16 protein-coding genes are annotated in these 23,533 nt (G+C 64.0%); 10 read left to right on the top strand and 6 right to left on the bottom strand.

All coding sequences use genetic code 11. The annotated features are described in order from the left end of the window. Positions 1–41 precede the first annotated feature (41 nt). Entirely contained in the window at positions 42–368 is a 327-nt protein-coding gene (locus ACYU03_RS06055; RefSeq protein WP_461891408.1) for a GlpM family protein, read from the top strand. On the opposite strand, the gene ACYU03_RS06050 is transcribed toward ACYU03_RS06055, so the two are convergent. Further along, positions 365–1,360 carry an alpha/beta fold hydrolase gene (locus ACYU03_RS06050; RefSeq protein WP_461888865.1) on the bottom strand — a complete coding sequence of 332 codons (996 nt, stop codon included), beginning with the start codon at positions 1,358–1,360 and terminating at the stop codon, positions 365–367. The genes ACYU03_RS06055 and ACYU03_RS06050 overlap by 4 nt on opposite strands. A 195-nt stretch (positions 1,361–1,555) precedes the next feature. Between ACYU03_RS06050 and metR the strand changes: the two genes are divergently transcribed. After that, on the top strand, positions 1,556–2,473 hold the full coding sequence (metR, locus tag ACYU03_RS06045) for a transcriptional regulator MetR (protein WP_461891407.1): 918 nt from the start codon (positions 1,556–1,558) through the stop codon (positions 2,471–2,473). Here the strand turns inward: metR and ACYU03_RS06040 are convergent. Continuing rightward, entirely contained in the window at positions 2,457–2,870 is a 414-nt protein-coding gene (locus tag ACYU03_RS06040) for an NUDIX hydrolase (RefSeq protein WP_461888863.1), read from the bottom strand. The two genes, metR and ACYU03_RS06040, sit on opposite strands and share 17 nt — an antisense overlap. 137 nt (positions 2,871–3,007) lie before the next feature. Between ACYU03_RS06040 and ACYU03_RS06035 the strand changes: the two genes are divergently transcribed. Further along, entirely contained in the window at positions 3,008–7,303 is a 4,296-nt protein-coding gene (locus tag ACYU03_RS06035) for a DNA glycosylase AlkZ-like family protein (protein WP_461888861.1), read from the top strand. Here ACYU03_RS06035 and ACYU03_RS06030 read toward each other — a convergent pair. Next, entirely contained in the window at positions 7,296–7,559 is a 264-nt protein-coding gene (locus ACYU03_RS06030) for a type B 50S ribosomal protein L31 (RefSeq protein ID WP_461888859.1), read from the bottom strand. The genes ACYU03_RS06035 and ACYU03_RS06030 overlap by 8 nt on opposite strands. A gap of 178 nt (positions 7,560–7,737) precedes the next feature. On the opposite strand from ACYU03_RS06030, the gene ACYU03_RS06025 reads away from it, so the two are divergent. Further along, complete coding sequence (locus ACYU03_RS06025; protein WP_461888857.1) at positions 7,738–9,357, top strand: FMN-binding glutamate synthase family protein; 1,620 nt, start codon at positions 7,738–7,740, stop codon at positions 9,355–9,357. 294 nt (positions 9,358–9,651) lie between these two features. On the opposite strand, the gene ACYU03_RS06020 is transcribed toward ACYU03_RS06025, so the two are convergent. Then, a complete protein-coding gene (locus ACYU03_RS06020) occupies positions 9,652–11,070 on the bottom strand; it encodes an amino acid permease (protein ID WP_461888855.1) in 1,419 nt (472 codons plus the stop codon). Between the two features lie 426 nt (positions 11,071–11,496). Here ACYU03_RS06020 and ACYU03_RS06015 point away from each other — a divergent pair, with 426 nt between their 5' ends. From ACYU03_RS06015 to ACYU03_RS06005, 3 genes are all read left to right on the top strand, one after another. After that, entirely contained in the window at positions 11,497–14,610 is a 3,114-nt protein-coding gene (locus tag ACYU03_RS06015; RefSeq protein ID WP_461888853.1) for a transglycosylase domain-containing protein, read from the top strand. A 212-nt stretch (positions 14,611–14,822) separates the two neighbouring features. Further along, positions 14,823–15,386 carry a PadR family transcriptional regulator gene (locus ACYU03_RS06010; protein ID WP_461888851.1) on the top strand — a complete coding sequence of 188 codons (564 nt, stop codon included), beginning with the start codon at positions 14,823–14,825 and terminating at the stop codon, positions 15,384–15,386. Then, positions 15,383–16,156, top strand: coding sequence for a siderophore-interacting protein (locus tag ACYU03_RS06005; RefSeq protein WP_461888850.1), 774 nt, complete (start codon positions 15,383–15,385; stop codon positions 16,154–16,156). Before ACYU03_RS06010 ends, ACYU03_RS06005 begins: the two co-directional genes overlap by 4 nt. Positions 16,157–16,161: 5 nt before the next feature. On the opposite strand, the gene ACYU03_RS06000 is transcribed toward ACYU03_RS06005, so the two are convergent. Beyond that, positions 16,162–16,812 carry a Pr6Pr family membrane protein gene (locus ACYU03_RS06000; protein ID WP_461888848.1) on the bottom strand — a complete coding sequence of 217 codons (651 nt, stop codon included), beginning with the start codon at positions 16,810–16,812 and terminating at the stop codon, positions 16,162–16,164. Next, positions 16,813–17,034 (bottom strand): VF530 family protein, encoded by a 222-nt coding sequence (locus ACYU03_RS05995; protein ID WP_461888846.1) that lies wholly within the window; start codon positions 17,032–17,034, stop codon positions 16,813–16,815. It abuts the gene before it with no gap. A 307-nt stretch (positions 17,035–17,341) separates the two neighbouring features. On the opposite strand from ACYU03_RS05995, the gene ACYU03_RS05990 reads away from it, so the two are divergent. From ACYU03_RS05990 to ACYU03_RS05980, 3 genes are all read left to right on the top strand, one after another. Next, a complete protein-coding gene (locus tag ACYU03_RS05990) occupies positions 17,342–19,387 on the top strand; it encodes a TonB-dependent receptor (RefSeq protein WP_461888844.1) in 2,046 nt (681 codons plus the stop codon). 337 nt (positions 19,388–19,724) lie between these two features. Further along, entirely contained in the window at positions 19,725–21,071 is a 1,347-nt protein-coding gene (locus tag ACYU03_RS05985; protein WP_461888842.1) for a carbohydrate porin, read from the top strand. Between the two features lie 31 nt (positions 21,072–21,102). Then, on the top strand, positions 21,103–23,511 hold the full coding sequence (locus ACYU03_RS05980; RefSeq protein ID WP_461888840.1) for a glucose/quinate/shikimate family membrane-bound PQQ-dependent dehydrogenase: 2,409 nt from the start codon (positions 21,103–21,105) through the stop codon (positions 23,509–23,511). Positions 23,512–23,533: the final 22 nt, after the last annotated feature.

The raw sequence follows: 23,533 nt of genomic DNA, 5'->3' as shown, positions 1-23,533 counted from the left end.
AACGCGGACCTGGCCTCAACCTGGAAGACAATGTGGACCTGATACTCAAAGCCGGCCTGGGCGCCGCCGTCGTGGTGCTCCTCGCCCTCCTGGCTAAAACGCGCAACTACTACATCGCAGGCCTGGTGCCGTTGTTCCCCACCTTCGCCCTGATCGCCCACTACATCGTCGGCAAGGGCCGCTCACTGGCGGACCTGAAGACCACCATCCTCTTTGGCATGTGGTCGATCATCCCCTACTTCATCTACCTGGCGGCCCTGTACTTCCTGGTCGACCGCATGCGGCTGGAAGCGTCGCTGGCACTGGCCACCGTCGCCTGGCTGGTCGCGGCAACGATGCTGGTGACCTTATGGATGCGCTTTCACTAGATTCCGGCCACGTGCCGCAGGTCCTCGCGGTGGAACTTCAGGTACGGCAACACCGCCGCTAGCAGGGGCGCCTTGAAAGGTTCCTGGAAACGATGGGCCAGGCCAGGAATCAGCCGCAGTTGGCTGCCCTGGATGTGCGCGGCCAGGTGCACGCCATGCATCACCGGCAACAGCGGATCGGCAGTGCCATGCACGACCAAGGTCGGCACACGCAGTTGGTTGAGCAGCTCGACCCGGCTCGGTTCGGCCAGGATCGCCATGATCTGGCGCTCAACACCCTGTGGATTGAACGCCCGGTCATAGGCGGCAGCCGCCTGCTGCAACAGGGCGGCACGGTCATCGGCGATCCGGGGGCTGCCCAGGGCAGCCAGCAGGTCGGCCTGCTGCTCGATGGCCACGTCCCGGTTCGGTGCGTTGCGCCGTGCCAATAGCTGCACCAACGCCGGGCTCGGCGCCGGCAAGCCCTGCGCGCCGGAGCTGGACATGACCAGGGTCAGGCTGCGCACCCGCTCCGGGGCCATGGCGGCCAGGTGTTGGGCGATCATCCCGCCCATGCTCACGCCCAGCACGTGAAACTGCTCGACCTTCAGCTCGTCCATCAGGCGCAGGCCGTCCCCTGCCATGTCGGTCAGGGTATACGGCGCGACCACTGGCAAGCCGAGCTTGTAACGCAATAACTCGACAGTGAGACTGGCCGAAGCCGGCATCTGGTTCCAGCGCGACAGGCCCACATCACGGTTGTCATAGCGGATGACCCGGAAGCCTTGCCGGCATAGCGCCTCGACTACATCGTCAGGCCAGTGGATCAGTTGCCCGCCCAGCCCCATGACCAGCAACAACGTTGGGTCCGACGGCTCGCCAACGCTCTGGTACACCAGGCTCAGGTCACCCAGCTCAGCCCGTTGCACTGGCACGTGGGCGTCACACCGTGGCGCGGCGAAAGCCCCCGGTACGCTCAACAGAAAAAAGAAAACGATCAAAAAAGCCCGCATGAAAGAAACACCAGAATGCAGATCCCCAGTAGAGCGCGAGTCTGATGAAATTCGTTCGGACGCGCTGCCACAGTTGCGTGACAATTTGATGAAGGTCGCCCAATGGTCATACGACTGTCCAGTCGACAGCCGGACCTACATGAGAGAAACTCAACATCGCAAGATTTTTATCAAAAAATCCTCATGGAGCCCGTTGTGCTGGAAATCCGCCACCTGAAAACCCTGCATGCCCTGCGCGAAGCCGACAGCCTGGTCGAGGCCGCCGAGCGCCTGCACCTGACCCAATCGGCGCTGTCGCATCAGTTCAAGGAACTGGAAGAGCGCCTGGGCATGCAGCTTTTCATCCGCAAGACCAAGCCGATCCGCTTCACCAGCGCCGGCCTGCGTCTGCTGCAACTGGCCGACGCTACCCTGCCCCTGCTGCGCGGTGCCGAACGGGACATTGCCCGCCTGGCTGGCGGGACCGCCGGTCGCTTGCACATGGCCATCGAATGCCACAGCTGCTTCCAATGGCTGATGCCGACTATCGACCAATTCCGCGATGCCTGGCCGGAAGTCGAGCTGGACCTGGCCTCGGGCTTCGCCTTCGCCCCGCTGCCGGCCCTGGCCCGGGGCGACCTGGACCTGGTGGTGACCTCCGACCCCCTCGACCTGGCGGGCATCACCTATGTGCCGCTGTTCACTTATGAAGCCATGCTCGCCGTGGCCAACCAGCACCCACTGGCCAGCAAGCCCTACATCGTACCCCAGGACCTGGCCGACCAGACGCTGATCACCTACCCGGTCGAACGGGACCGCCTGGACATCTTCACCCGCTTTCTCGAACCGGCCGATATCGAGCCGGCCAGCGTGCGTACATCGGAGCTGACAGTGATGATGATGCAACTGGTGGCCAGTGGCCGTGGCGTATGCGGCATGCCTCACTGGGCCCTGCACGAGTACAGCTCACGCGGCTACGTGAAGGGCAAGCGCCTCGGTGAAAAGGGCCTGTTCGCCACCCTCTACGCGGCGGTGCGCACCGATATGCTCGATGCGCCCTACATGCGTGACTTCCTGCTGACGGCCAAGGACACCTCCTTCGCCACCCTCGACGGAGTCAGCGCGGTGCGTTGAGCGCCTGGCGGTACAGCGGCAGGATCAGGTCGCGGGTCAGGGGCGCCAACTCCAGGGCGGGCTGCTCGTCGGCGGTGAGCCAGACCACTTCCTCGATCTCGGCCGCGGGGGCGACGGTTTCAGCGCTTTCGACCTGAAAGAGTTCGGCCTTGACCTCGAACCCCGGTTCGTTGGCCGCGGGTGCGCTGAACTGGCCCAGGTAACGGGCCTGCTGCGGCTCGATGCGCAGCCCCAGCTCCTCGTGCAGCTCACGGGCCAGCGCGGCAAGCGCCGTTTCCCCTGCATCGATCTTGCCCCCTGGCTGCATGAAGGCCTCGGTCCCTCGTTTGCGCACCAGCAGGGTACGGCCTTGCGGATCGATCAGCAGGGCGGCGGCGATGTGGATGGTCCTGGTCATGGTGGGCTCGCTGTTGAGGCAAAGGGCGCAAGGATCACATGCAGGCCCTGCCCGTTCAACAGCTGCTGCGTCCCCCAGGCCCCGCCGGCTGACGAACGCCCCTTGCCATTCAAGGCACGCGGCCGCATAAACAGTGCATGAACCTCCCTGCCCGCCAGCACCCGGTGCTATCCGCCTTCCACCCCGCCGTCAGCGCATGGTTCCAACAGCGCTTCGCCACGGTCACAGCCGCCCAGGCGCAGGCCTGGCCGCTGATCCACGGCGGTCAATCGATGCTGCTTGCCGCGCCGACCGGTTCGGGCAAGACCTTGAGCGCCTTCCTCGCGGTGCTCGACGAGCTGTTCCGCGAGGGCCTGGAACACGGTGGCGAGCTGCCGGCGCAGACCCAGGTGGTGTACGTCTCGCCACTCAAGGCGCTGTCCAACGACATACGCCTCAACCTGCAAGCACCGCTGGAAGGCATCAGCCAAGCCTTGGAAGCCCGAGGCCTGAAACCTCCGCGGATCACCACCGCCGTGCGCAGCGGCGACACCCCGCAGAAAGAACGCGCGGCCATGCGCCGGCAGGCCCCGCATATTCTGGTGACCACGCCTGAATCGCTGTACGTGCTGCTCGGCTCAGCCTCCGGGCGCCAGGGTTTGGCCAGCGTGCACACGGTGATCGTCGACGAGATCCACGCCCTGGCGGGCAACAAGCGCGGCTGCCACCTGGCGCTGAGCCTGGAGCGTCTGCAAGCCCTATGTGGCAGGCCCTTGCGGCGCATCGGCCTGTCCGCCACCCAGCGCCCGGTGGAACAGGTAGCGCAGTTCCTCGTCGGCCACGGGCGACCTTGCGCCATCGTCGATGTCGGCCATGCGCGCCAGCGCGACCTGGCCATCGAGGTCCCCCCCGTGCCACTCGGCGCAGTGATGGCCACCGATGTCTGGGACCTGGTCTACGACCGCCTGGCCACGCTGGCCCGGGAACACCGCACCACCCTGGTGTTCGTCAACACCCGGCGCCTGGCCGAACGCCTGACCCGCCACCTGAGCGACCGCTTGGGCAAGGAGGCGGTCGCTGCGCACCACGGTAGCCTGGCCAAGGAACACCGCCTCGCCGCGGAGCAGCGCCTGAAAAGCGGCGCCTTGCAGGTCCTGGTGGCCACCGCTTCGCTGGAGCTGGGCATCGATATCGGCGAAGTCGACCTGGTCTGCCAGATCGGCTCGCCCGGCTCGATCGCCGCGTTCCTGCAACGGGTGGGACGCTCCGGGCACCAAGTCAGCGGCATACCAAAGGGGCGCTTGTTCGCCACCTCGCGCGACGACCTGATCGAATGCGTGGCCCTACTCGACTGCGTGCGCCAGGGCGAGCTCGACCTGTTGCATATTCCCAAGACCCCGTTGGACGTGCTGGCCCAGCAGATCGTCGCCGAAGTCAGCAACCAGCCCTGGCCGGAGCAGGCACTGTTCGACTGCCTGCGCCAGGCCGAGCCCTATGCCGGGCTCGATGAGCAGCACTACCAAGCCCTGCTGCACATGCTCGCCGAGGGCTACAACGGCCGCCAGGGCATACGCAGCGCCTACCTGCACCGTGACGCCGTCAGCGGCATCCTGCGCGGGCGCCGTGGCAGTCAGCTGACCGCGCTGACCAGCGGCGGCACCATCCCCGAGACAGCCGATTACGCCGTGCTGCTCGAACCCCAGGCGCTGAACATCGGCAGCGTCAACGAAGACTTCGCGGTGGAGAGCATCGCTGGCGATATCTTCCAGCTGGGCAACGCCTCCTACCGCATCCTGCGCGTGGAGCCAGGACGGGTGCGGGTCGAGGATGCCCATGGCCTGCCACCGACTATCCCGTTCTGGCTCGGCGAGGCACCGGGGCGCAGCGATGAACTCTCGAGCGCCGTGGCGCGCCTGCAGGCGCAGATCGACGAACAATTGCAAATCAGCGCTGGCGATTTCGGCCCGGCGCTACGCTGGCTGCGGGAGACGTTCGGACTCGCGGACGACAGTGCGGGCCAGTTGCTCGATTACCTGGGGCGGACCCGTGAGATTCTCGGCGCCCTGCCGTCGCAGCAGACGCTGGTCATGGAGCGCTTCTTCGACGAGTCAGGCGGTACCCAGTTGATCATCCATTCACCCTTCGGCAGCCGCATCAACCGTGCCTGGGGCCTGGCCCTGCGTAAACGCTTCTGCCGTACCTTCAACTTCGAACTGCAGGCCGCAGCCAGCGAAGACGCCATCGTGCTGTCGCTGTCGACCAGCCACAGCTTCGAACTGGAGGAAGTCTGGCGCTACCTGTCGAGCAAGACCGCCGAAGCGATCCTGGTCCAGGCCCTGCTGGACGCGCCGTTGTTCGGCGTGCGCTGGCGTTGGAACGCGGGTGTGGCGCTGGCCCTGCCGCGTTTCGTCGGCGGGCGCAAGGTGGCGCCGCAGATCCAGCGCATGAAGAGCGAGGACCTGATTGCAGCGGTCTTCCCCGACCAGATCGCCTGCCTGGAAAACATCGTCGGCGAACGGCAGATTCCCGATCACCCACTGGTCGAGCAGACCCTCGATGATTGCCTGCACGAAGCCATGGACAGCGAAGGTTGGCTAGCGCTGCTGCGGCGCATCGAGAATGGTGACATCCGCCTGATCAGCCGCGACCTGCCCGCGCCCTCTCCGCTGGCCTCAGCCATCCTCAACGCTCGCCCCTACACCTTCCTGGATGACGCGCCCCTGGAGGAACGCCGAACCCAGGCCGTGCTCAACCGGCGCTGGAACGAGGTACAAGGCAGCGATGAGCTGGGCGCGCTGGATGCCGACGCCATCCTCGCCGTGCAAACCGAAGCCTGGCCGGCACCAGCCAACTGCGACGAGATGCATGAAGCGCTGATGAGCCTGGGCGCAGTCAGCCAGGCCGAAGTGCTGGCCAACACAGCTTGGGACCGCTTGCTGGAACAGCTGGCCAAGGCCGGCCGTGCCTGTTGCCTGCAATGGCAGGACCACGCCTTATGGCTGGCACGTGAACGTCTCAAGCTGATGCAGGTTGTTTATCCACAAGCCAGCCTCAAACCTCGGCTCGAAGTGTTGCCTGGATTCGACCAACCCGTCGATCCCGACTCGGCACTGACTGAACTGCTGCGCGCCCGCCTGAGCGGTTTTGGCCCTTTGACCCTGGCACAGATCGCAATGCCGCTGGGCTTGCCCGACGGTGATGTCGAGCAGGCCCTGGCTCGCCTGGAAAGCGAAGGCTATGTAATGCGTGGCCATTTCAGCCCGGGCCAGGCGTCGCTGCAATGGTGCGAACGCCACCTGTTGGCCCGCATCCATCGCTACACGGTCAAGCGCCTGCGCCGGGAGATCGAACCAGTCAGCCTGCAGGACTTCATGCGCTTCCTGTTCGACTGGCAACACTTGGCCAACGCTGAACGCCTGCAAGGACCGCAGGCCGTGTCCGAAGTGCTGAACCAACTGCAAGGCTTCCCGACGGCCGCCAGTGCCTGGGAAGCGGACCTGCTGCCCACGCGGATCAAGGACTACAGCCCGCACTGGCTGGACGATGCCTGCCGCAGCGGCCATTGGACCTGGAGCCGCCTCGCCTCCACCGCCTCCAGCAGCACCTTGCCCAGCACACCCCTGGTGCTGTTGCCACGCGAGCATCTAGGGCTGTGGCGCAGCCTGGTCAGCTTGCCTTCCAGCGACTGCCTGGCTCCACGCGCCCAGCGGGTGCACAGCACCTTGCAGGAGCAAGGCGCGCTGTTCTTCGATGAACTGACACAGGAAGCTCACCTGCTGCCCAGCGAACTGGAAACGGCCTTGCAAGAACTGGTTGGTGCCGGGCTGGTCAGCGCCGACAGCTTCAGCGGACTGCGCAGCCTGATCACGCCGGCGGCCAAGCGTCCGTCACGTAACAGCCGCCGTGGCCACGCGCCGCTGTCCAGCAGCATGGCCCATGCCGGGCGCTGGGCACTGTTGCGCAAAGGCAGTGCGAACCAGGACAGCGACCAGCGCCTGGAGCATATCGCCCGCAGCCTGTTGCGCCGCTACGGAGTGATCTGTTGGCGATTACTGGAACGGGAAAGCGAGGTCCTGCCACCCTGGCGCGAGCTACTGCGCTGGTATCACCGCCTGGAAGCCCGGGGCGAGATTCGCGGCGGGCGCTTCATTGCCGGCCTGGCAGGCGAGCAATTCGCCCTGCCAGAGGCGGTCGGCCTGATGCGCCAGGTCCGGCGCCGGCCGCTGGACGGCAGCCTGGTGATGATCAGCGCCAGCGATCCGTTGAACCTGGTAGGTACTCTGCTGCCCGGCAGCAAAGTGCCTGCCGTCAGCGGCAACCGGTTGCTCTACCGCGACGGCGTACCGGTCGCCGCGCGTGTCGCCGGGCAATACCAGTTTTGGCTGGAGGCGCCGGCGGCCGAACAGGATGCCTGGCGCCAGCGGCTGCTGCGTGACACGCAAACGGTCATTTGAGCGCTTTGGTACCGAAGCCGGCGAAGCGCTTGTTGAACCCAGCCACACGGCCTTCTACCGTGGCCTTGCGTTGCTGGCCGGTGTACACCGGGTGCGAAGCGCTGGATACGTCCAGGGCGACATAAGGGTAGGTCTGACCGTCGCTGTGCAGTTGAGTACGGTCTGTCTCGACGGTCGACCCGATCAGGAAGAACACATCGGCAGCGGTGTCATGGAACAGCACAGGGCGGTAACGGGGATGGATATCGGACTTCATGGTTTGGCCTCCTTAAGACAATTGATACTGTATAACATAATAAACGAGAATGAATTTTGATACCCACCTTTTGTCATCTAAGTGATCGCCCATAGGGTGGCAAAACCTTGGCCAACCGGGCTAAGGTCGAGGTTTGCCCAGGCCCCGAGCCTGAACGAGCCTTCCGCAAGGACCCCGTATGAGCCTCTCACTTCTCAGCCGCTATGCCTTCTTTGCAGCCTGTGTACTGTTCACCTTGGCCAGCCTGCCCTTTCTCCATCACGAGTGGCTGTGGCCTTTCACCCTCGCCACCGCCGTGCTCAGCCTGATCGGCCTGTTCGACCTGCTGCAGAGCCGCCATGCGGTACGGCGCAACTACCCGATCCTCGGCAACATCCGCTACCTGGTCGAAGGCATCCGCCCGGAGATCCGCCAGTACCTGCTCGAAGCCGACAGCGAAGCCCTGCCCTTTTCCCGGGCACAGCGTTCGCTGGTGTACGCCCGGGCCAAGAACGAGGCCTCGGACAAGCCGTTCGGCACCTTGATCGATGTCTATGAGTCAGGTTTCGAGTTCATCGGCCACTCCATGCGCCCGGCGCCCCTGAGCGACCCGGCCAGCTTTCGCGTGGTGATCGGCGGACCGCAGTGCGGCCAGCCCTATTCAGCCTCGATCTTCAACATCTCGGCCATGAGCTTCGGCTCTCTCAGCGCCAACGCCATCCGTGCCCTGAACAAGGGTGCCAAGCTCGGCAACTTCGCCCACGACACCGGCGAGGGCAGCATCAGCCCCTACCACCGCGAACATGGCGGCGACCTGATCTGGGAGCTGGGCAGCGGCTATTTTGGCTGCCGTACCGCCGATGGTCGCTTCGACCCCAAGCGCTTTGCCGAACAAGCGAGCAATCCACAGGTGCGGATGATCGAGATCAAGATGAGCCAGGGCGCCAAGCCCGGCCATGGCGGCATCCTGCCCAAGCACAAGGTGACCCAGGAGATCGCCGAAACCCGCGGCATATTGATGGGCGAGGACTGCATCTCACCGTCACGCCACAGCGCCTTCAACACGCCCATCGAGATGATGCAGTTCATCGCCCAACTGCGCGAACTGTCCGGTGGCAAACCGGTAGGCTTCAAGTTCTGCCTGGGCCACCCGTGGGAGTTCATGGGTATTGCCAAGGCCATGCTGGAGACCGGTATCCTGCCGGACTTCATCGTCGTCGATGGCAAGGAAGGCGGCACCGGCGCCGCGCCGGTGGAGTTCACCGACCATATCGGCGTGCCCCTGCGCGAAGGCCTGCTGTTCGTACACAACACCCTGGTCGGCCTGAACCTGCGCGACAAGATCAAGCTCGGCGCCAGCGGCAAGATCGTCAGCGCCTTCGACATCGCCAGCGTGCTGGCCATCGGTGCCGACTGGGCCAACTCGGCGCGCGGCTTCATGTTCGCCATCGGCTGCATCCAGTCGCAGAGCTGCCATACCAACAAGTGCCCGACCGGAGTGGCCACCCAGGACACCCTGCGCCAGCGCGCCCTCGTAGTGCCGGACAAGGCCAACCGCGTGCTCAACTTCCACCACAACACCCTACGGGCACTGGCCGAAATGCTCGCCGCCGCCGGCCTGGAGCATCCGTCGCAACTGGAGGCCAAGCATTTGGTGCGGCGCATGTCGGCCACCGAGATCAAACTGTTCTCGCAGATGCACGTATTCCTCAAGCCAGGTGAACTGCTCACCGGCGAGGTCAATGGCCAGTTCTACTCGCGCATGTGGCAAATGGCGCGGGCCGACAGTTTCGAACCACACAGCGAAGTGGCAGCCTGAGGCCCATTGCCTGGCAAGGCTGCGCCTGCCGGTTTTGCCCGGCCCCAAACGAAAAGCCCCGGCCAGTGGCTGCAATGCTGTTCACTTAAGCTGGAGTGCCTTCAGGTGGGGCTGCTACGCAGCCCATCGCGACACAAGGCCGCTCCCACAGAGGGCTTGCAAGCCACGCGTTTACGTATCGGCAAGCCTCTTGTGGGAGCGGCCTTGTGTCGCGATGGGCGCGCAGCGGCCCCAAACCATACGACAGATGTCTTAAGTGAACAGCATTGCAGCCACTAGCTGGGGCTTTTCACATCAGGATGCGGTCCGTACCGCGCCTGTCGCCTCCTTGGGCGCCAAGCGGAACACGAAGTACAGCACCGTTAGCATGACCAGGAAGGCTGGGCCGATATACAGGGCCACACGGGTGTCTTCGAAATACGCCATCAGGCCGACCACCAAGATCAGGAACGCCAGCGCCAGGTAGGAGCTCAGCGGCCACAGCCACATGCGGTACTTCAGCGCGCCACGTTCGGCAACGCTCAGGCCGGCGCGAAACTTCAGCTGCGCCAGCAGGATCATCACCCAGGTCCAGATCGCGCCGAAGGTAGCGATCGAAGTCACCCAGACGAACACCTTCTCCGGCACCAGGTAGTTGGCCAACACGCCCAGCAGCAAGGCGGCAATCGACAGCAGCAGCGCGTTGCGCGGCACGCCGTTGCGCGAAGTACGGGCGAAGGTGGCCGGAGCCTGGCCGTTCTGCGCCAGGCTGTAGAGCATGCGCCCGGTGCTGAAGATACCGCCGTTGCAGGACGACAGCGCAGCGGTGATCACTACGAAGTTGATGATGCCGGCGGCAGTCTTGATGCCCAGGCGTTCAAAGGTCATGACGAAGGGGCTGCCCTGGCTGCCAATCTCGTTCCATGGGTAGATCGACAGGATCACGAACAAGGCGCCGACATAGAACAGCAGGATGCGCCAGAACACCGAGCCGATGGCCTGCGGGATGGTCTTTTGCGGGTTGCGGGCCTCGCCGGCGGTCAGGCCGATCATTTCCACGCCCAGGTAAGCGAACATCACCATCTGCAGCGACATCAGCACACCAGTGACGCCATTGGGCATGAAACCGCCGTTGCTCCAGAGGTTGGAGATGCCCACCGCCACCCCATCGTTGCCGAAACCGAAGGCGATGATGCCGATGCCGCCCAGGACCATGGCGATGATGGTGACGATCTTGATCAGAGCGAACCAGAACTCGAACTCACCGAAGGCCTTGACCGCGATCAGGTTGATCGCGCCCATGCTGCCCAGGGCCGCCAGGGCCCAGATCCAGCGCGGCACGTCAGGGAACCAGATGCCCATGTAGATGGCCACCGCGGTGATTTCCGCAACGCAGGTCACCAGCCACAGGAACCAGTAGTTCCAGCCGGTCAAGAAGCCCGCTAACGGGCCAAGATAATCCTGGGCATAGCGGCTGAAGGAGCCGGCGACCGGGTTGTGCACCGCCATCTCGCCCAAGGCGCGCATGATCACCAGGATCGCCAGGCCACCGATGATGTAGGAGAACATGATGGCCGGCCCGGCCATTTCGATAGCCTTGGCCGAGCCGAGGAACAGGCCGACACCGATACAGGCGCCCAGTGCCATCAGGCGAATGTGCCGTTCGCCGAGTTCGCGCTTGAGTGGGCCGCCTTGGGCGGTCTCACCGTGAGCTGGGTGATTGCCGACTGGCATAGGAAAACAACCTCATTTTGTTATTGGATATGACCTTCGTGCAGATCCGGCAGCGCCGATAGGCGCAGGCGTCGTCTTGCCGGGCTGGCCTTGTGGGCCAACCCGTCTGCCGGCAAGCAAGGGGCCGGCAGGGCGAAGGGGGCGAGCAGTATAGAAAGCCAACTGTAGGGTTTTTCACTATATAACGCAGGATATTTGGCGAGAACTCTCGGCAAAATCCCCTGTCACGGAGGGACATTCCCCAGGCCGCGCCCCGCTGGTGAAAACGGGGGCCTACCATATCAATAACGCCGCAGAATGGAAGCACCACCAAAGCCGAATGTTCCTACCAAGCTTAAGGGCGCTTCTTACAATTTTTTCACCAAATCCGGCCACCGTCTAAGCTTCAGACAAGCAAGACGAAAATACATAGCCAGGCTGAAGACTATGGGCGCACTGTGGCAATCGGAACCAACCAGAACGGAAGCACCCGAAACAAACCTGGCTGAGGCTCCGCTGCCGAAAACTCCACGTCAGCGCCATCTGTGGTGGCGCCTGATCGCCCTGATCCTGCTGCTGGCCATCGTCGCCATCGGCTTCGCGGTCTATGACGAGGTACAGACCTCGAAACTGCAATCGCGGGAATTCAGCCGCCTGGCCAGTACCCTCACCTACTCCCTGGAACCGGGCCCCAGTGACGCCATCGTCTACCCAGGCGATGGTCCCTTCGACAAGCGCCTGGGCTACAGCGCGCTGGGTGAATTCCTGCCCCGTCTGCTCAAGCGCGACTACCTGATCAGTGAGCAGGTGCGCTTTTCTCCGGCGCTGATGAACTACGTCGACCATGACCTGTTCGTCCCTTTCGTGGAGAAGAGCCAAGCAGGCCTGTCGATCACCGATTGCCGCGGTGACAGCCTCTACCAGTACAACTACCCCCAGCACGTATACCCGGACTTCGCAGCGATTCCTCCGGTGATCGTCAACAGCCTGTTGTTCATCGAGAACCGCGACTTGCTCGCCCCTGGCGACCCTCGCAACAACCCGGCAGTGGATTGGCCGCGCTTCGCCAAGGCCGCCTACAGCCAGGTGGCCAAGCACCTGGCCCTGCCTGGCCAATCCGCTGGCGGTAGCACCCTCGCCACTCAGTTGGAGAAATACCGCCACTCCCCGGACGGCCTGACCGTCTCGGGTACCGAAAAGATCCGCCAGATGATTTCCGCCAGCGTCCGTGCCTATCAAGGTGGGCCGGACACCACAGTGGCGCGCCAACGCATCGTGCGCGACTACCTCAACAGCGTGCCGCTCTCGGCAGTGCCTGGCCACGGCGAGGTGCACGGCATGGCAGAGGGCCTGCGGGTCTGGTACGGCGCGGACTTCGACCAGGTCAACCGGGCCCTGTTGTCCACCGCCAGCGACCCGCAAGGCATGGCTGAGCGCGGCTTGGCCCTGCGCCAGGTGCTGTCGCTGATGATCGCCCAACGCCGGCCCTCCCATTACCTGTCCAGAGGCCGCGTCGAGTTGGCCGCCCTTACCGACGCGCACATCCGCGTGCTCGCCGCCAACGGCATCATCGAGCGGCCGTTAGCGGACGCGGCGCTGGCCAGCAAGGCGGTGTACCGCGACTGGGTGGCCCAGCCGACCATCGTGCCGATCATCACTAACAAGGGCATCAGCCTGGCGCGCAATCGCATGGCCGCCATGCTCAACCGCCCCCTGTACGACCTCGACCGCCTGGACCTGTCCGCCACCAGTACCCTGCAGGCCGACCTGCAAATGCAGGTCAGCCAATACCTGAAGAACCTCTCCGACCCTGAGTTCGCGGCCCAGGTCGGGCTGATCGGCGAACGCCTGCTCACCCCCAAGACCACCGACCAGGTGCGCTACAGCTTCACTCTGTTCGAACGCACCGCCGACGGCTCCAGGGTGCGGGTGCAGACCGACAGCACCGACCAACCCTTCGACATCAATGAAGGCAGCAAACTGGAACTCGGCTCCACGGCCAAGCTGCGGGTGCTGACCACCTACCTGGAGATCATCGCAGAACTGCACGACAAGTACGCCGGCCAGCCGGCGGCCGAACTGAAGAAGGTCGAAGTAGCGGAACTGGACTTCATCAGCCGCTGGTCACTCGACTGGCTGATGCGCAACAAGGACCAGAGCCTGGCCGCCATGCTCGACGCGGCCCTGGAACGCAAGTATTCGGCCAGCCCCGGAGAATCGTTCTTCACCGGCGGCGGCATGCACGTGTTCAACAACTTCCGCAAAGAAGACAACCGGCGCAACCCGACCCTCAAGGAAGCCCTGCGGGAGTCGATCAACCTGCCCTTCATCCGCCTGATGCGCGACGTGGTGCGCTATGTCACCTACCAGGCGCCCTACAATCGCGAACCGCTGCTCAAGGACGACGCCGACCCGCGCCGCCAGGAGTACCTGGCCCGCTTCGCCGACCGGGAAGGCACCCACTACCTGATGCGGTTCTGGAGGAAGTACCAGCGCAAGACTTCGCAACAACGCCTGGAAACCTTCCTCGACAGCATGCGGGTCACGCCACAGCGTCTGGCGGCGGTGCACCGCTACCTGTTCCCCGAAGCAGGCCAGGAGACTTTCAACGCCTTTGTCCGCGCCCACGGGCAGAAAGACAAGGCTGCGCTGGCCAGGTTGACCGACACACGCCTGGTGGACATGTACGATGCCTACGGCCCCGGCAAGTACGACTTGCCCGACCAAGGCTACATCGCCAAGGTCCACCCCCTGGACCTGTGGCTGCTCGGCTACCTGCTGAAAAACCCCAGTGCCCAGTTCCAGGACGCCGTCAATGCCAGTCGCTTCGAGCGCCAGGAGGTCTACAGTTGGCTGTTCAAGAGCCGCCACAAAGGCGCGCGCGACAGCCGCATCCGCACCATGGTCGAGATCGAAGCCTTCCTCGACATCCATCAGCGCTGGAAACACGTGGGCTACCCCTTCAATCACCTGGTGCCCTCGCTGGCCACCGCCATCGGCAGTTCCGGCGACCGCCCCGCCGCCCTCGCCGAGTTGATCGGGATCATCCAGAACGATGGTGTGCGCCTGCCGACCCTGCGCCTCGACACCCTGCACTTCGCCGCCGACACCCCCTATGAAACCAAGCTGATCAGCGACCCGGACCGTGGTCAGAGGATCCTCCCGGTGGAAGTCGCCCAAGCCTTGCGCGGCGCCCTGTCGCAGGTGGTCGATGCCGGGACCGCACGACGGGTATCCGGCAGCTTCAAATTGCAAGATGGCACATCGCTGGTCATGGGCGGCAAGACTGGTACCGGTGACAACCGCATCGAAAGCTTTGGCGCCGGCGGCCGCCTGATCAGTTCACGCTCGCTGAACCGCACCGCCACCTTCGTGTTCTTCCTCGGCGACAACCACTTCGGCACCCTCACCGCCTTCGTCCCGGGGCGCGCCGCTGAAACCTTCAAGTTCACCTCGGCCTTGCCGGTGCAAGTGCTCAAGGGCATGGCGCCGATCCTCATGCCATACCTGGAGCCAGGCAGCGCCACCCAATGCAAAGCGCCGCAGTTGGCGGCACATTGACGGGACGAACAGTGCGCAAACTGACGCCCACGGTCGCTGGACCTACAGGAACAGGTCCAGCGTCAGGCTTCAAGACAGTTACTCCCAGAGAATGCGCGCAATCGCGTAATCCCATCGAACTCTTCGATGATAATTATTATCATTTCAGGGCTTGTCTTAAGATATATCTTGAGTAATATCTAGCGATATATCGAAACAGACGGAGCCACTCCATGCGCGACCACCATTCCCCTCACGCGCCCGGCGAACGCCACGACCCGTTCGAGCGCCGTTCCGGCCGTGGCGAGCGCGGCCCCCGTGTCTTCGCCCCCGGCGACCTGAAACTGCTCTTGCTGTCGATGCTGGCCGAGCAACCCGGTCACGGCTACGACCTGATCCGCCAGATCGAGAACCTGTTCGACGGCAATTACAGCCCCAGCCCCGGTGTGATCTATCCGACCCTGAACTTCCTCGAGGAGGCCGAACTGATCAGCGGTCAGGTCCAAGGCAGCAAACGCCTCTACGTCATCACTGACGCCGGACGCACCTCTCTTGCCGACCAAGCCATCGCCCTGGACGGCGTGCGCATGCGCATCGAGGTCAGCAAACGCGCCTTGCGCGGCCATGACCGGCCAGCGGAGATCCACGAGGCCGTTGGCAACCTGCGCCATGCCCTGCACATGCACAGCGGGCGCTGGAGCCGTGAAGAAATCGAACGGGTCCGCGACCTGCTCAACAGCACTGCCAAAGCCATCGCGTCAGGACCGGCCGCGGCAACCCAGGAGAAAGACCAATGAGTGAGACTGCAAAGCCCACTATCCACCGCGTCAACCACGAGATCAGGCAGCGCCGCCTGCAGGTGCTGCGGGTCACCGAACTGACCCCGCGCATGCGCCGCGTCACCCTGGGCGGCCCGGAGCTGCAAGGCTTCATCAGCGTCGGCAGCGACGACCATGTCAAGCTGCTGTTCGCCTGCTCGCCAGAAGAGCAACAGGCCATCGACAACCGCAACCTCGGTCGCGACAGTACCGTGCGCCCGACCATGCGCGAGTACACGCCGCGGCGCATCGACCTGACAGCGGGTGAGCTGGACATCGATTTCGTCCTGCACGGCGACGGCCCTGCCTCGACCTGGGCCGCCCAGGCTACCCCGGGCCAGGTGCTGGATATCGCCGGCCCACGCGCCTCGATGGTGGTGCCGGACATTTTCGACAGCTACCTGCTGGTCGGCGACGAAACCGCTATCCCGGCCATCGCCCGGCGTCTCGAGGAACTGCCGACCGGCCGCAAAGTGCTGGCCGTGATCGAGGTCGAGGATGAACAGGAGCGCCAGCCGCTGGAAAGCCGCGCGCAGGTGGAAGTGATCTGGGTGCAACGTCACCGCCAGGCACTGCTGGCCGTGCTCAAGGACCTCGCTCTACCAGACGGTTCGCTCTACAGCTGGATCGCCCTGGAAAAAACGCTGACCCGTCAGGCCAAGGCGCTGCTGCTGGAGAAGGGCGCGAAGGAGGATGCGCTCAAAGCTGCCGCCTACTGGCGCCTGGACACCAGCGACGAAGACGAGTGAGCTCCTCAGGGTTGCGCCTTGGCACTGGCCAGGCGCCGTCCCTGCCAGCGGCCCAGGCCCAACAACAGCAGACCAATGCCCAGGAACCCTGCCAACACGGCCAGGGCATTGAGCATCACCCGCGCATAGCCCAGGCTGGCCACATCGATGAACGGATAGGCATACACCCCGATCACCTCCCCCCGCCACAACGCGTACATGAAATACCCCACCGGATACAAGGCCCAGGCCAGCACATGCCAAAGACGCAGGCCACTCTTATCCACACAACGCCACCAGTACCCAGCGAACAGCAGCGGCATCACATCGTGCAGCAACTCATCCGCCAGCCATTGCCAACCCTGTGGCTGCCACAAGTGGCGCAACAGCAGGCTGTAGGCCACCGCCACCAGCAGGATACTGGCGGCAACCCCCGAACTGACCGCCGCTGAAAGAAAGAATCGCCGCCCGGGCGACTCACGGCCGAACGCGGCATAGCTGAATACCGTAGCGACCAGTGTATTGCTCAATACCGTGAAATAACTGAAGACGTTCACTAGGCCGCCGACCAGGCTGGCCTGTTCCTGCCAGCGCACCAGCAGCACCAGGTACAGCTGCACGGCCAGCCCGGTCCAGCCGAGTACTGCGGCCAAGGACAACCAAGGATGGCGCAGCACTCAACCGGCCCGCTGCAGCTTCACATAAAGCTGCTCGACCTTCTCCCGCGCCCAGGGCGTCTTGCGCAGGAAGGTCAGGCTCGACTTGATGCTTGGATTGCTCTTGAAGCAGCGGATATCGATACGCTCGGCCAGTCCCTGCCATTGGTAGTGCGCGACCAGCGCGGTGAGGATCTGCTCCAGGGTCACGCCATGCAGCGCGTTGTGTTGAGTGGTGCTCATGCCAGTACTCCACGGATGAAAGGGCCGCACCCTACACGGTTCACTCAAGAAAATCGCTCAAATGCGGAACGCCATTGTGCGAGGGCGACCTCCCCAATCGCGGCCCATGCCCCTCATGGAGCCTGAGCAGCAGATCCGTAGAAACAGGCCAGGCAGCAAAACACCCCCATGACTCCTGCAATGCCCCTCCCCTCCAAGACAAGTCTAGTGCGTGCATCCGCTCTAGTCAGGGCGCTTGGCTTTATGCTGAAATAGTGATGTTATATTGTAACCAAACTAGAAAATCTGCCAAGGAAGTACACCCCTCATGCGCCCCATTCCCTTACACCTCTCGCCCCTAGCCGTCGCCCTCTGGCTGGCCTCCTCGCCCAGCCAAGCGGTGGAGCTGGAGCCTCAGGTCATCACCGCCAACCCCTTGGGCAACAGCCAACTGGCCGCCCCCAGCACCATCCTCGAAGGTGATGATCTGTTGCACAGCCAGCAGTCGAGCCTCGGCGAAACCCTGAACAAACAACCCGGCGTTGCTTCGACCTGGTTCGGCCCAGGTGCCAGCCGCCCGGTAATCCGCGGCCTGGACGGCGACCGTATCCGCATCCTGCGCAACGGTGTCGGCGCCCTGGATGCCTCGTCGCTGTCCTACGACCACGCCGTGCCGCTGGACCCAGCCACTGTCGAACGTATCGAGATCGTCCGCGGCCCGGCCGCCCTGCTCTATGGCGGCAATGCCATCGGTGGCGTGGTCAACAGCTTCGACAACCGCATACCGACCTCGCCCATCGAGGGTATCCATGGCGCGGGCGAACTGCGCTATGGCGGCGCCGACACCACCCGCAGCAGCGCCGGCAAGCTGGAGGCCGGCGACGGCAACTTCGCCCTGCACCTGGACGCTAACAGCCGTCAGTTCAACGACCTGCGCATCCCCGGCTATGCGCGCAGTTCGAAGGTCCGCGATGCTGACGAGCCCGGTAAGCGCCATCGCCTGGAGAACAGCGACGGCCGCCAGGACGGCGGCGCTGTCGGCGGTTCCTACCATTGGGACCACGGCTACGCCGGGCTGTCCTACAGCCGCTACGACAGTAACTACGGCTCGGTGGCCGAACCGGACGTGCGCCTGGACATGGAGCAGGACCACTACGGTTTCGCCTCGGAATTGCGGGACCTGGACGGCCCGTTCAGCTCGGTCAAGGTCGACGCCGGATACACCGACTACAAGCACCGCGAGATCGAAGACGGTGAAGTGCACACCACCTTCAAGAACAAGGGATACGAGGCCCGCGTCGAGGCCCGCCACCAACCCTTGGGGCCTGTGGAGGGGGTGATCGGTGCGCAGGTCAGCCGCAACGAATTCTCCGCGCTTGGCGAAGAAGCCTTCGTGCCGCAAACCGATACCGACAGCGTGGCGCTGTTCATGCTCGAGCAGTGGCAAGCCACCGAGCGCCTGAACCTGAGCCTAGGCGCACGCCTGGAACACACCCGCATCGACCCGGACGCCAAGGGTGACGAGCGCTTCGCCGCTGCCGACAGCTCCAGCAGCTTCACAGCCACCAGCCTGTCGTCAGGCGCTGTGTACCAGCTCACCCCGGTCTGGTCGCTGGCCGCCAGCCTCGGCTACACGGAGCGTGCGCCAACGTTCTACGAGCTGTACGCCAACGGTGCCCACGTGGCCACCGGCGCTTATGAAGTCGGCGATCCAAACCTGAACAAGGAAAAGGCCATCTCCGGCGACCTGGCCCTGCGCTTCGACAATGGCACGCACAAGGGCAGTGTCGGGGTGTTCTACAGCCACTTCCGCAACTACATCGGCTTGATCGGCAGCGGCAACCTGCGCGAAGGCCACGACCACGACCACGATCATGAAGACGACGATCATGACCATGACCACGGCGATATCCCCGAATACCTGTACCAAGGCGTGCGCGCGCGGTTCTACGGCATCGAGGCCCAGGACCGCTGGCAACTGGCAGAGAACCGCTACGGCAGCTTCGCCCTGGAGCTCTCCGGCGACTATACCCGGGCCAAGAACCTGGACACTGGCGAAGACCTGCCACGCATCGCCCCGCTACGCCTGAACAGCGGCCTGCTGTGGGAACTGGACCGCTGGCAAGCACGCGTCGATGTGCAACACGCCGCCTCCCAGCACCGCAAGCCGTCCAATGAAAGCGGCACCAGCGGCTACACCACCCTGGGCGCCAGCCTGGGTTACCGCTTCGACATCGGCCAGAGCCAGTGGCTGGCCTTCGTCCGTGGCGAAAACCTGACCGACCAGACCGTGCGTTACGCCAGCTCGATCCTGCGCGATATCGCGCCAGCACCGGGCCGCAGCGTCGAGGTCGGCCTGCGCACCTCGTTCTGAGCGCAGGCGCTGCATCTGTAGGACCTAGCATCAGTTGGCGTGATGAGGCCACTCACCGGCCCCTCGCCAGCTGACGCAGGCTCCTACCTCGACTGCCCCAGCATCCTGGGGCCACTCCCCCAAGCAAGGACACTGACAGCAGGTTGGCGCATGACTATTACGGTCAAAGCAACAATGCGCTGCGACAATTTGTCTTTTTTTCTTACAACTTCCCCTATATCCTCCTGCTCGCAAGCTGAATCGCTTCATTCAATCAATCCAGTGGTCATTTCCATTGAAGAGCCCGCTCTTCGATGCGCTTGCCGTTTTTTCAATAACCAAAAGATAGCGCTATCTCATGCTCCAGCTGCCTCAAAATCGTTTTTCCGGCCTTGCCCTGGCCGCCCTCCTTGGTGGCGTGTCGCCCAGCACCGTCGCCGCCGAAATGTTCGCCAGCGATTCGCCGTGGATGCTCGGCGACTGGGGCGGCAAGCGCAGTGAGCTGCTGGAAAAGGGCTATGACTTCACCCTCGGCTATACCGGCGAGATGGGCAGCAACCTGCATGGCGGCTTCGACCACGACCGTACCGCGCGCTACAGCGATCAATTCACCTTTGGCAGCCACCTGGACCTGGAGAAGATCCTTGGCTGGCAAGACACCGAATTTCAACTGACCGTCACCGAACGCCATGGCAACAACATCAGCAACGATCGGATCAACGACCCACGCGTCGGTGGTTTCACCTCCGCCCAGGAAGTCTGGGGCCGGGGCCAGACCTGGCGGCTGACGCAACTGTGGATCAAGCAGAAATACTTCGATGGCGCCCTCGACGTGAAATTCGGCCGCTTCGGTGAAGGCGAGGATTTCAACAGCTTCCCCTGCGATTTCCAGAACCTGGCGTTCTGCGGCTCCCAGGTGGGCAACTGGGTCGGTGGCATCTGGTACAACTGGCCGGTCAGCCAGTGGGCCTTGCGTGTCAGGTACAACCTGAGCGACGAGCTCTACGCCCAGGTCGGCGTCTTCGAACAGAACCCCTCCAACCTGGAGTCCGGCAATGGCTTCAAGCTCAGCGGCAGCGGCACCCAAGGCGCGCTCATGCCAGTCGAACTGGTCTGGAGCCCAACGGTCAATGGCCTGAAAGGGGAATATCGCGCCGGGTACTACTACAGTAATGCCAAGGCACAAGATGTTTACAAGGACAGCAACGGCCAACCGGCAGCGCTCAGTGGCCAGGCGTATCGGAGCAGTTCCAGCAAGCACGGCTTCTGGCTCGGAGCCCAGCAGCAAGTGACTTCGCAGGCATCCGATCACTCCCGTGGCCTGAGCCTGTTCGCCAACGCCACGTTGCATGACAAGAAGACCAATGCCATCGACAACTATGTTCAGGCAGGTGTGGTGTACAAAGGGCCCTTCGATGCCCGCGCCAAGGACGACATCGGTTTCGCCCTCGCACGCGTGCACGTCAATCCCGCCTATCGCAAGAATGCCCGCTTGGCCAACCAGGCCGCCGGCCTCGACGACTACGACAACCCCGCTTTCCTGCCGGTCCAGGACACCGAGTACAGCGCCGAGCTGTACTACGGCATCCACCTGGCCGACTGGCTCACCGTGCGCCCGAACCTGCAGTACATCCGCCATCCAGGCGGGGTGTCGCGGGTCGATGACGCCGTGATCGGCGGATTGAAGATCCAGAGCAGTTTCTAACCCACCCTAATGACCCTACGGAGAACATACGATGAGCACTGAAGGTGCCAAGAATGGAACCCGCTGGCTGCCGCGCCTGATCGGCGTGCTGCTGTTGCTGATGGGCCTGGCCCTGCTGGCCGGCGGTATCAAGCTGAGCCAGCTCGGTGGTTCCCTGTACTACTTGATCGCCGGTATCGGCTTTGCGCTGTCCGGTATCCTGCTGCTGGCCCAGCGACGCATCGGCCTGGGCCTGTATGGCCTGGTGCTGATCGGCAGCACGATTTGGGCATTGTGGGAAGTGGGCTTGGACTGGTGGCAACTGGTGCCGCGCCTGGCCATCTGGTTCGCCATCGGCGTGGTCCTGCTGCTGCCCTGGGCGACCCGCCCGCTGACCGGCCCCTCCTCACGCGCCAACCTCGGTCTGCTGGGTCTGGGTGTGGTGCTGTCGGGCGCCACCGCGATCGCCAGCCAGTTCACCACCCCAGGCGAAATCCAGGGCGAACTGGGCCGTGACAGCAGCGAAATGGCCAGCGCCGCCCCGTCGATGCCCGACGGCGAATGGCAAGCTTATGGCCGCACCGAGCACGGTGACCGCTACTCGCCGCTACGCCAGATCACTGCGCAGAACGTCTACCGCCTGGAAGAAGCCTGGCGCATCCGCACCGGTGACCTGCCGACAGCCGACGACCCGGTGGAACTGACCAACCAGAACACGCCGCTGAAGGTCAACGGCATGCTCTACGCCTGCACCGCGCATAGCAAGGTACTGGCCCTGGACCCAGACACCGGCAAGGAAATCTGGCGCTTCGACCCGCAGATCAAGAGCCCGGTGGGCTTCAAGGGCTTCGCCCACATGACCTGCCGTGGCGTCTCGTACTATGACGAGAACAACTACGTCAGCCGTGACGGCAGTCCGGCGCCGAAGATCTCCGAGGCCGGCCAAGCCGTGGCCCAGGAGTGCCCACGCCGCCTCTACCTGCCCACTGCCGATGCCCGCCTGATCGCCCTCAATGCCGACACCGGCAAGGTCTGCGAAGGCTTCGCCAACCAGGGTGTGATCGACCTCACCACCGGCATCGGCCCATTCACCGCCGGTGGCTACTACTCCACCTCGCCGGCGGCGATCACCCGTGACCTGGTGATCATCGGCGGCCATGTCACCGACAACGAGTCGATCGACGAGCCGTCCGGCGTGATCCGCGCCTACGACGTGCACGATGGCCGCCTGGTGTGGAACTGGGACAGCAACAACCCGGACGACACCGCGCCACTGGCTCCCGGCAAGACCTACAGCCGCAATTCGGCGAACATGTGGTCGCTGGCCAGCGTCGACGAAACCCTGGGCATGGTCTACTTGCCACTGGGCAACCAGACCCCTGACCAGTGGGGCGCCGACCGTACCCCCGGTGCCGAGAAGTTCAGCGCCGGCATCGTCGCCCTCGACCTGGCCACCGGCAAGGTGCGCTGGAACTACCAGTTCACCCACCACGACCTGTGGGACATGGACGTCGGCAGCCAGCCGACCCTGGTACACCTGAAGACCGACGACGGCATCAAGCCGGCGGTCATCGTGCCGACCAAGCAGGGCAGCCTGTACGTCCTCGACCGCCGTGATGGCACACCGATCGTACCGATCCGCGAGATCCCGGCGCCACAAGGTGCCGTGAAAGGTGATTGGACCGCGCCGACCCAGGCCCGCTCCGACCTCAACCTGCTCGGCCCGGACCTGACCGAACAAGCCATGTGGGGCGCCACGCCGTTCGACCAGATGCTGTGCCGCATCCAGTTCCGCGAACTGCGCTACGAAGGCCAGTACACCCCGCCTTCGGAGCAGGGCAGCCTGGTCTATCCAGGTAACGTCGGCGTGTTCAACTGGGGCAGCGTCTCGGTCGACCCGGTCCGCCAGTTGCTGTTCACTTCGCCGAACTACATGGCCTTCGTCTCGAAGATGGTACCGCGTGAAAAAGTCGCCGCTGGTAGCAAGCGCGAGAGTGAAACCAGCGGCGTGCAGCCGAACACCGGAGCGCCTTACGCCGTGATCATGCACCCGTTCATGTCGCCGCTGGGCGTACCGTGCCAGGCCCCGGCCTGGGGCTACGTGGCCGGTATCGACCTGTTCACCAACAAGGTGGTGTGGAAGCACAAAAACGGCACCACCCGCGACAGCACCCCAGTGCCGATCGGTCTGCCGGTGGGCGTGCCGAGCATGGGCGGCTCCATCGTCACCGCCGGTGGCGTGGGCTTCCTCAGCGGCACCCTGGACCAGTACCTGCGCGCCTATGACACCAACAACGGCAAGGAACTGTGGAAATCCCGCCTGCCGGCTGGCGGCCAAGCCACGCCAATGACCTACACCGGCAAGGATGGCAAGCAGTACGTGCTGGTCACCGCCGGCGGCCATGGCTCGCTGGGCACCAAGATGGGTGACTACATCATTGCTTACAAGCTCGCCGAGTAACTCATATGTGGCCTCATCCTTG

Source organism: Pseudomonas sp. X10, from assembly GCF_054889225.1.
Note: the sequence above shows the minus strand (reverse complement) of the source record. Positions and strands in the feature narration are given on the sequence as shown.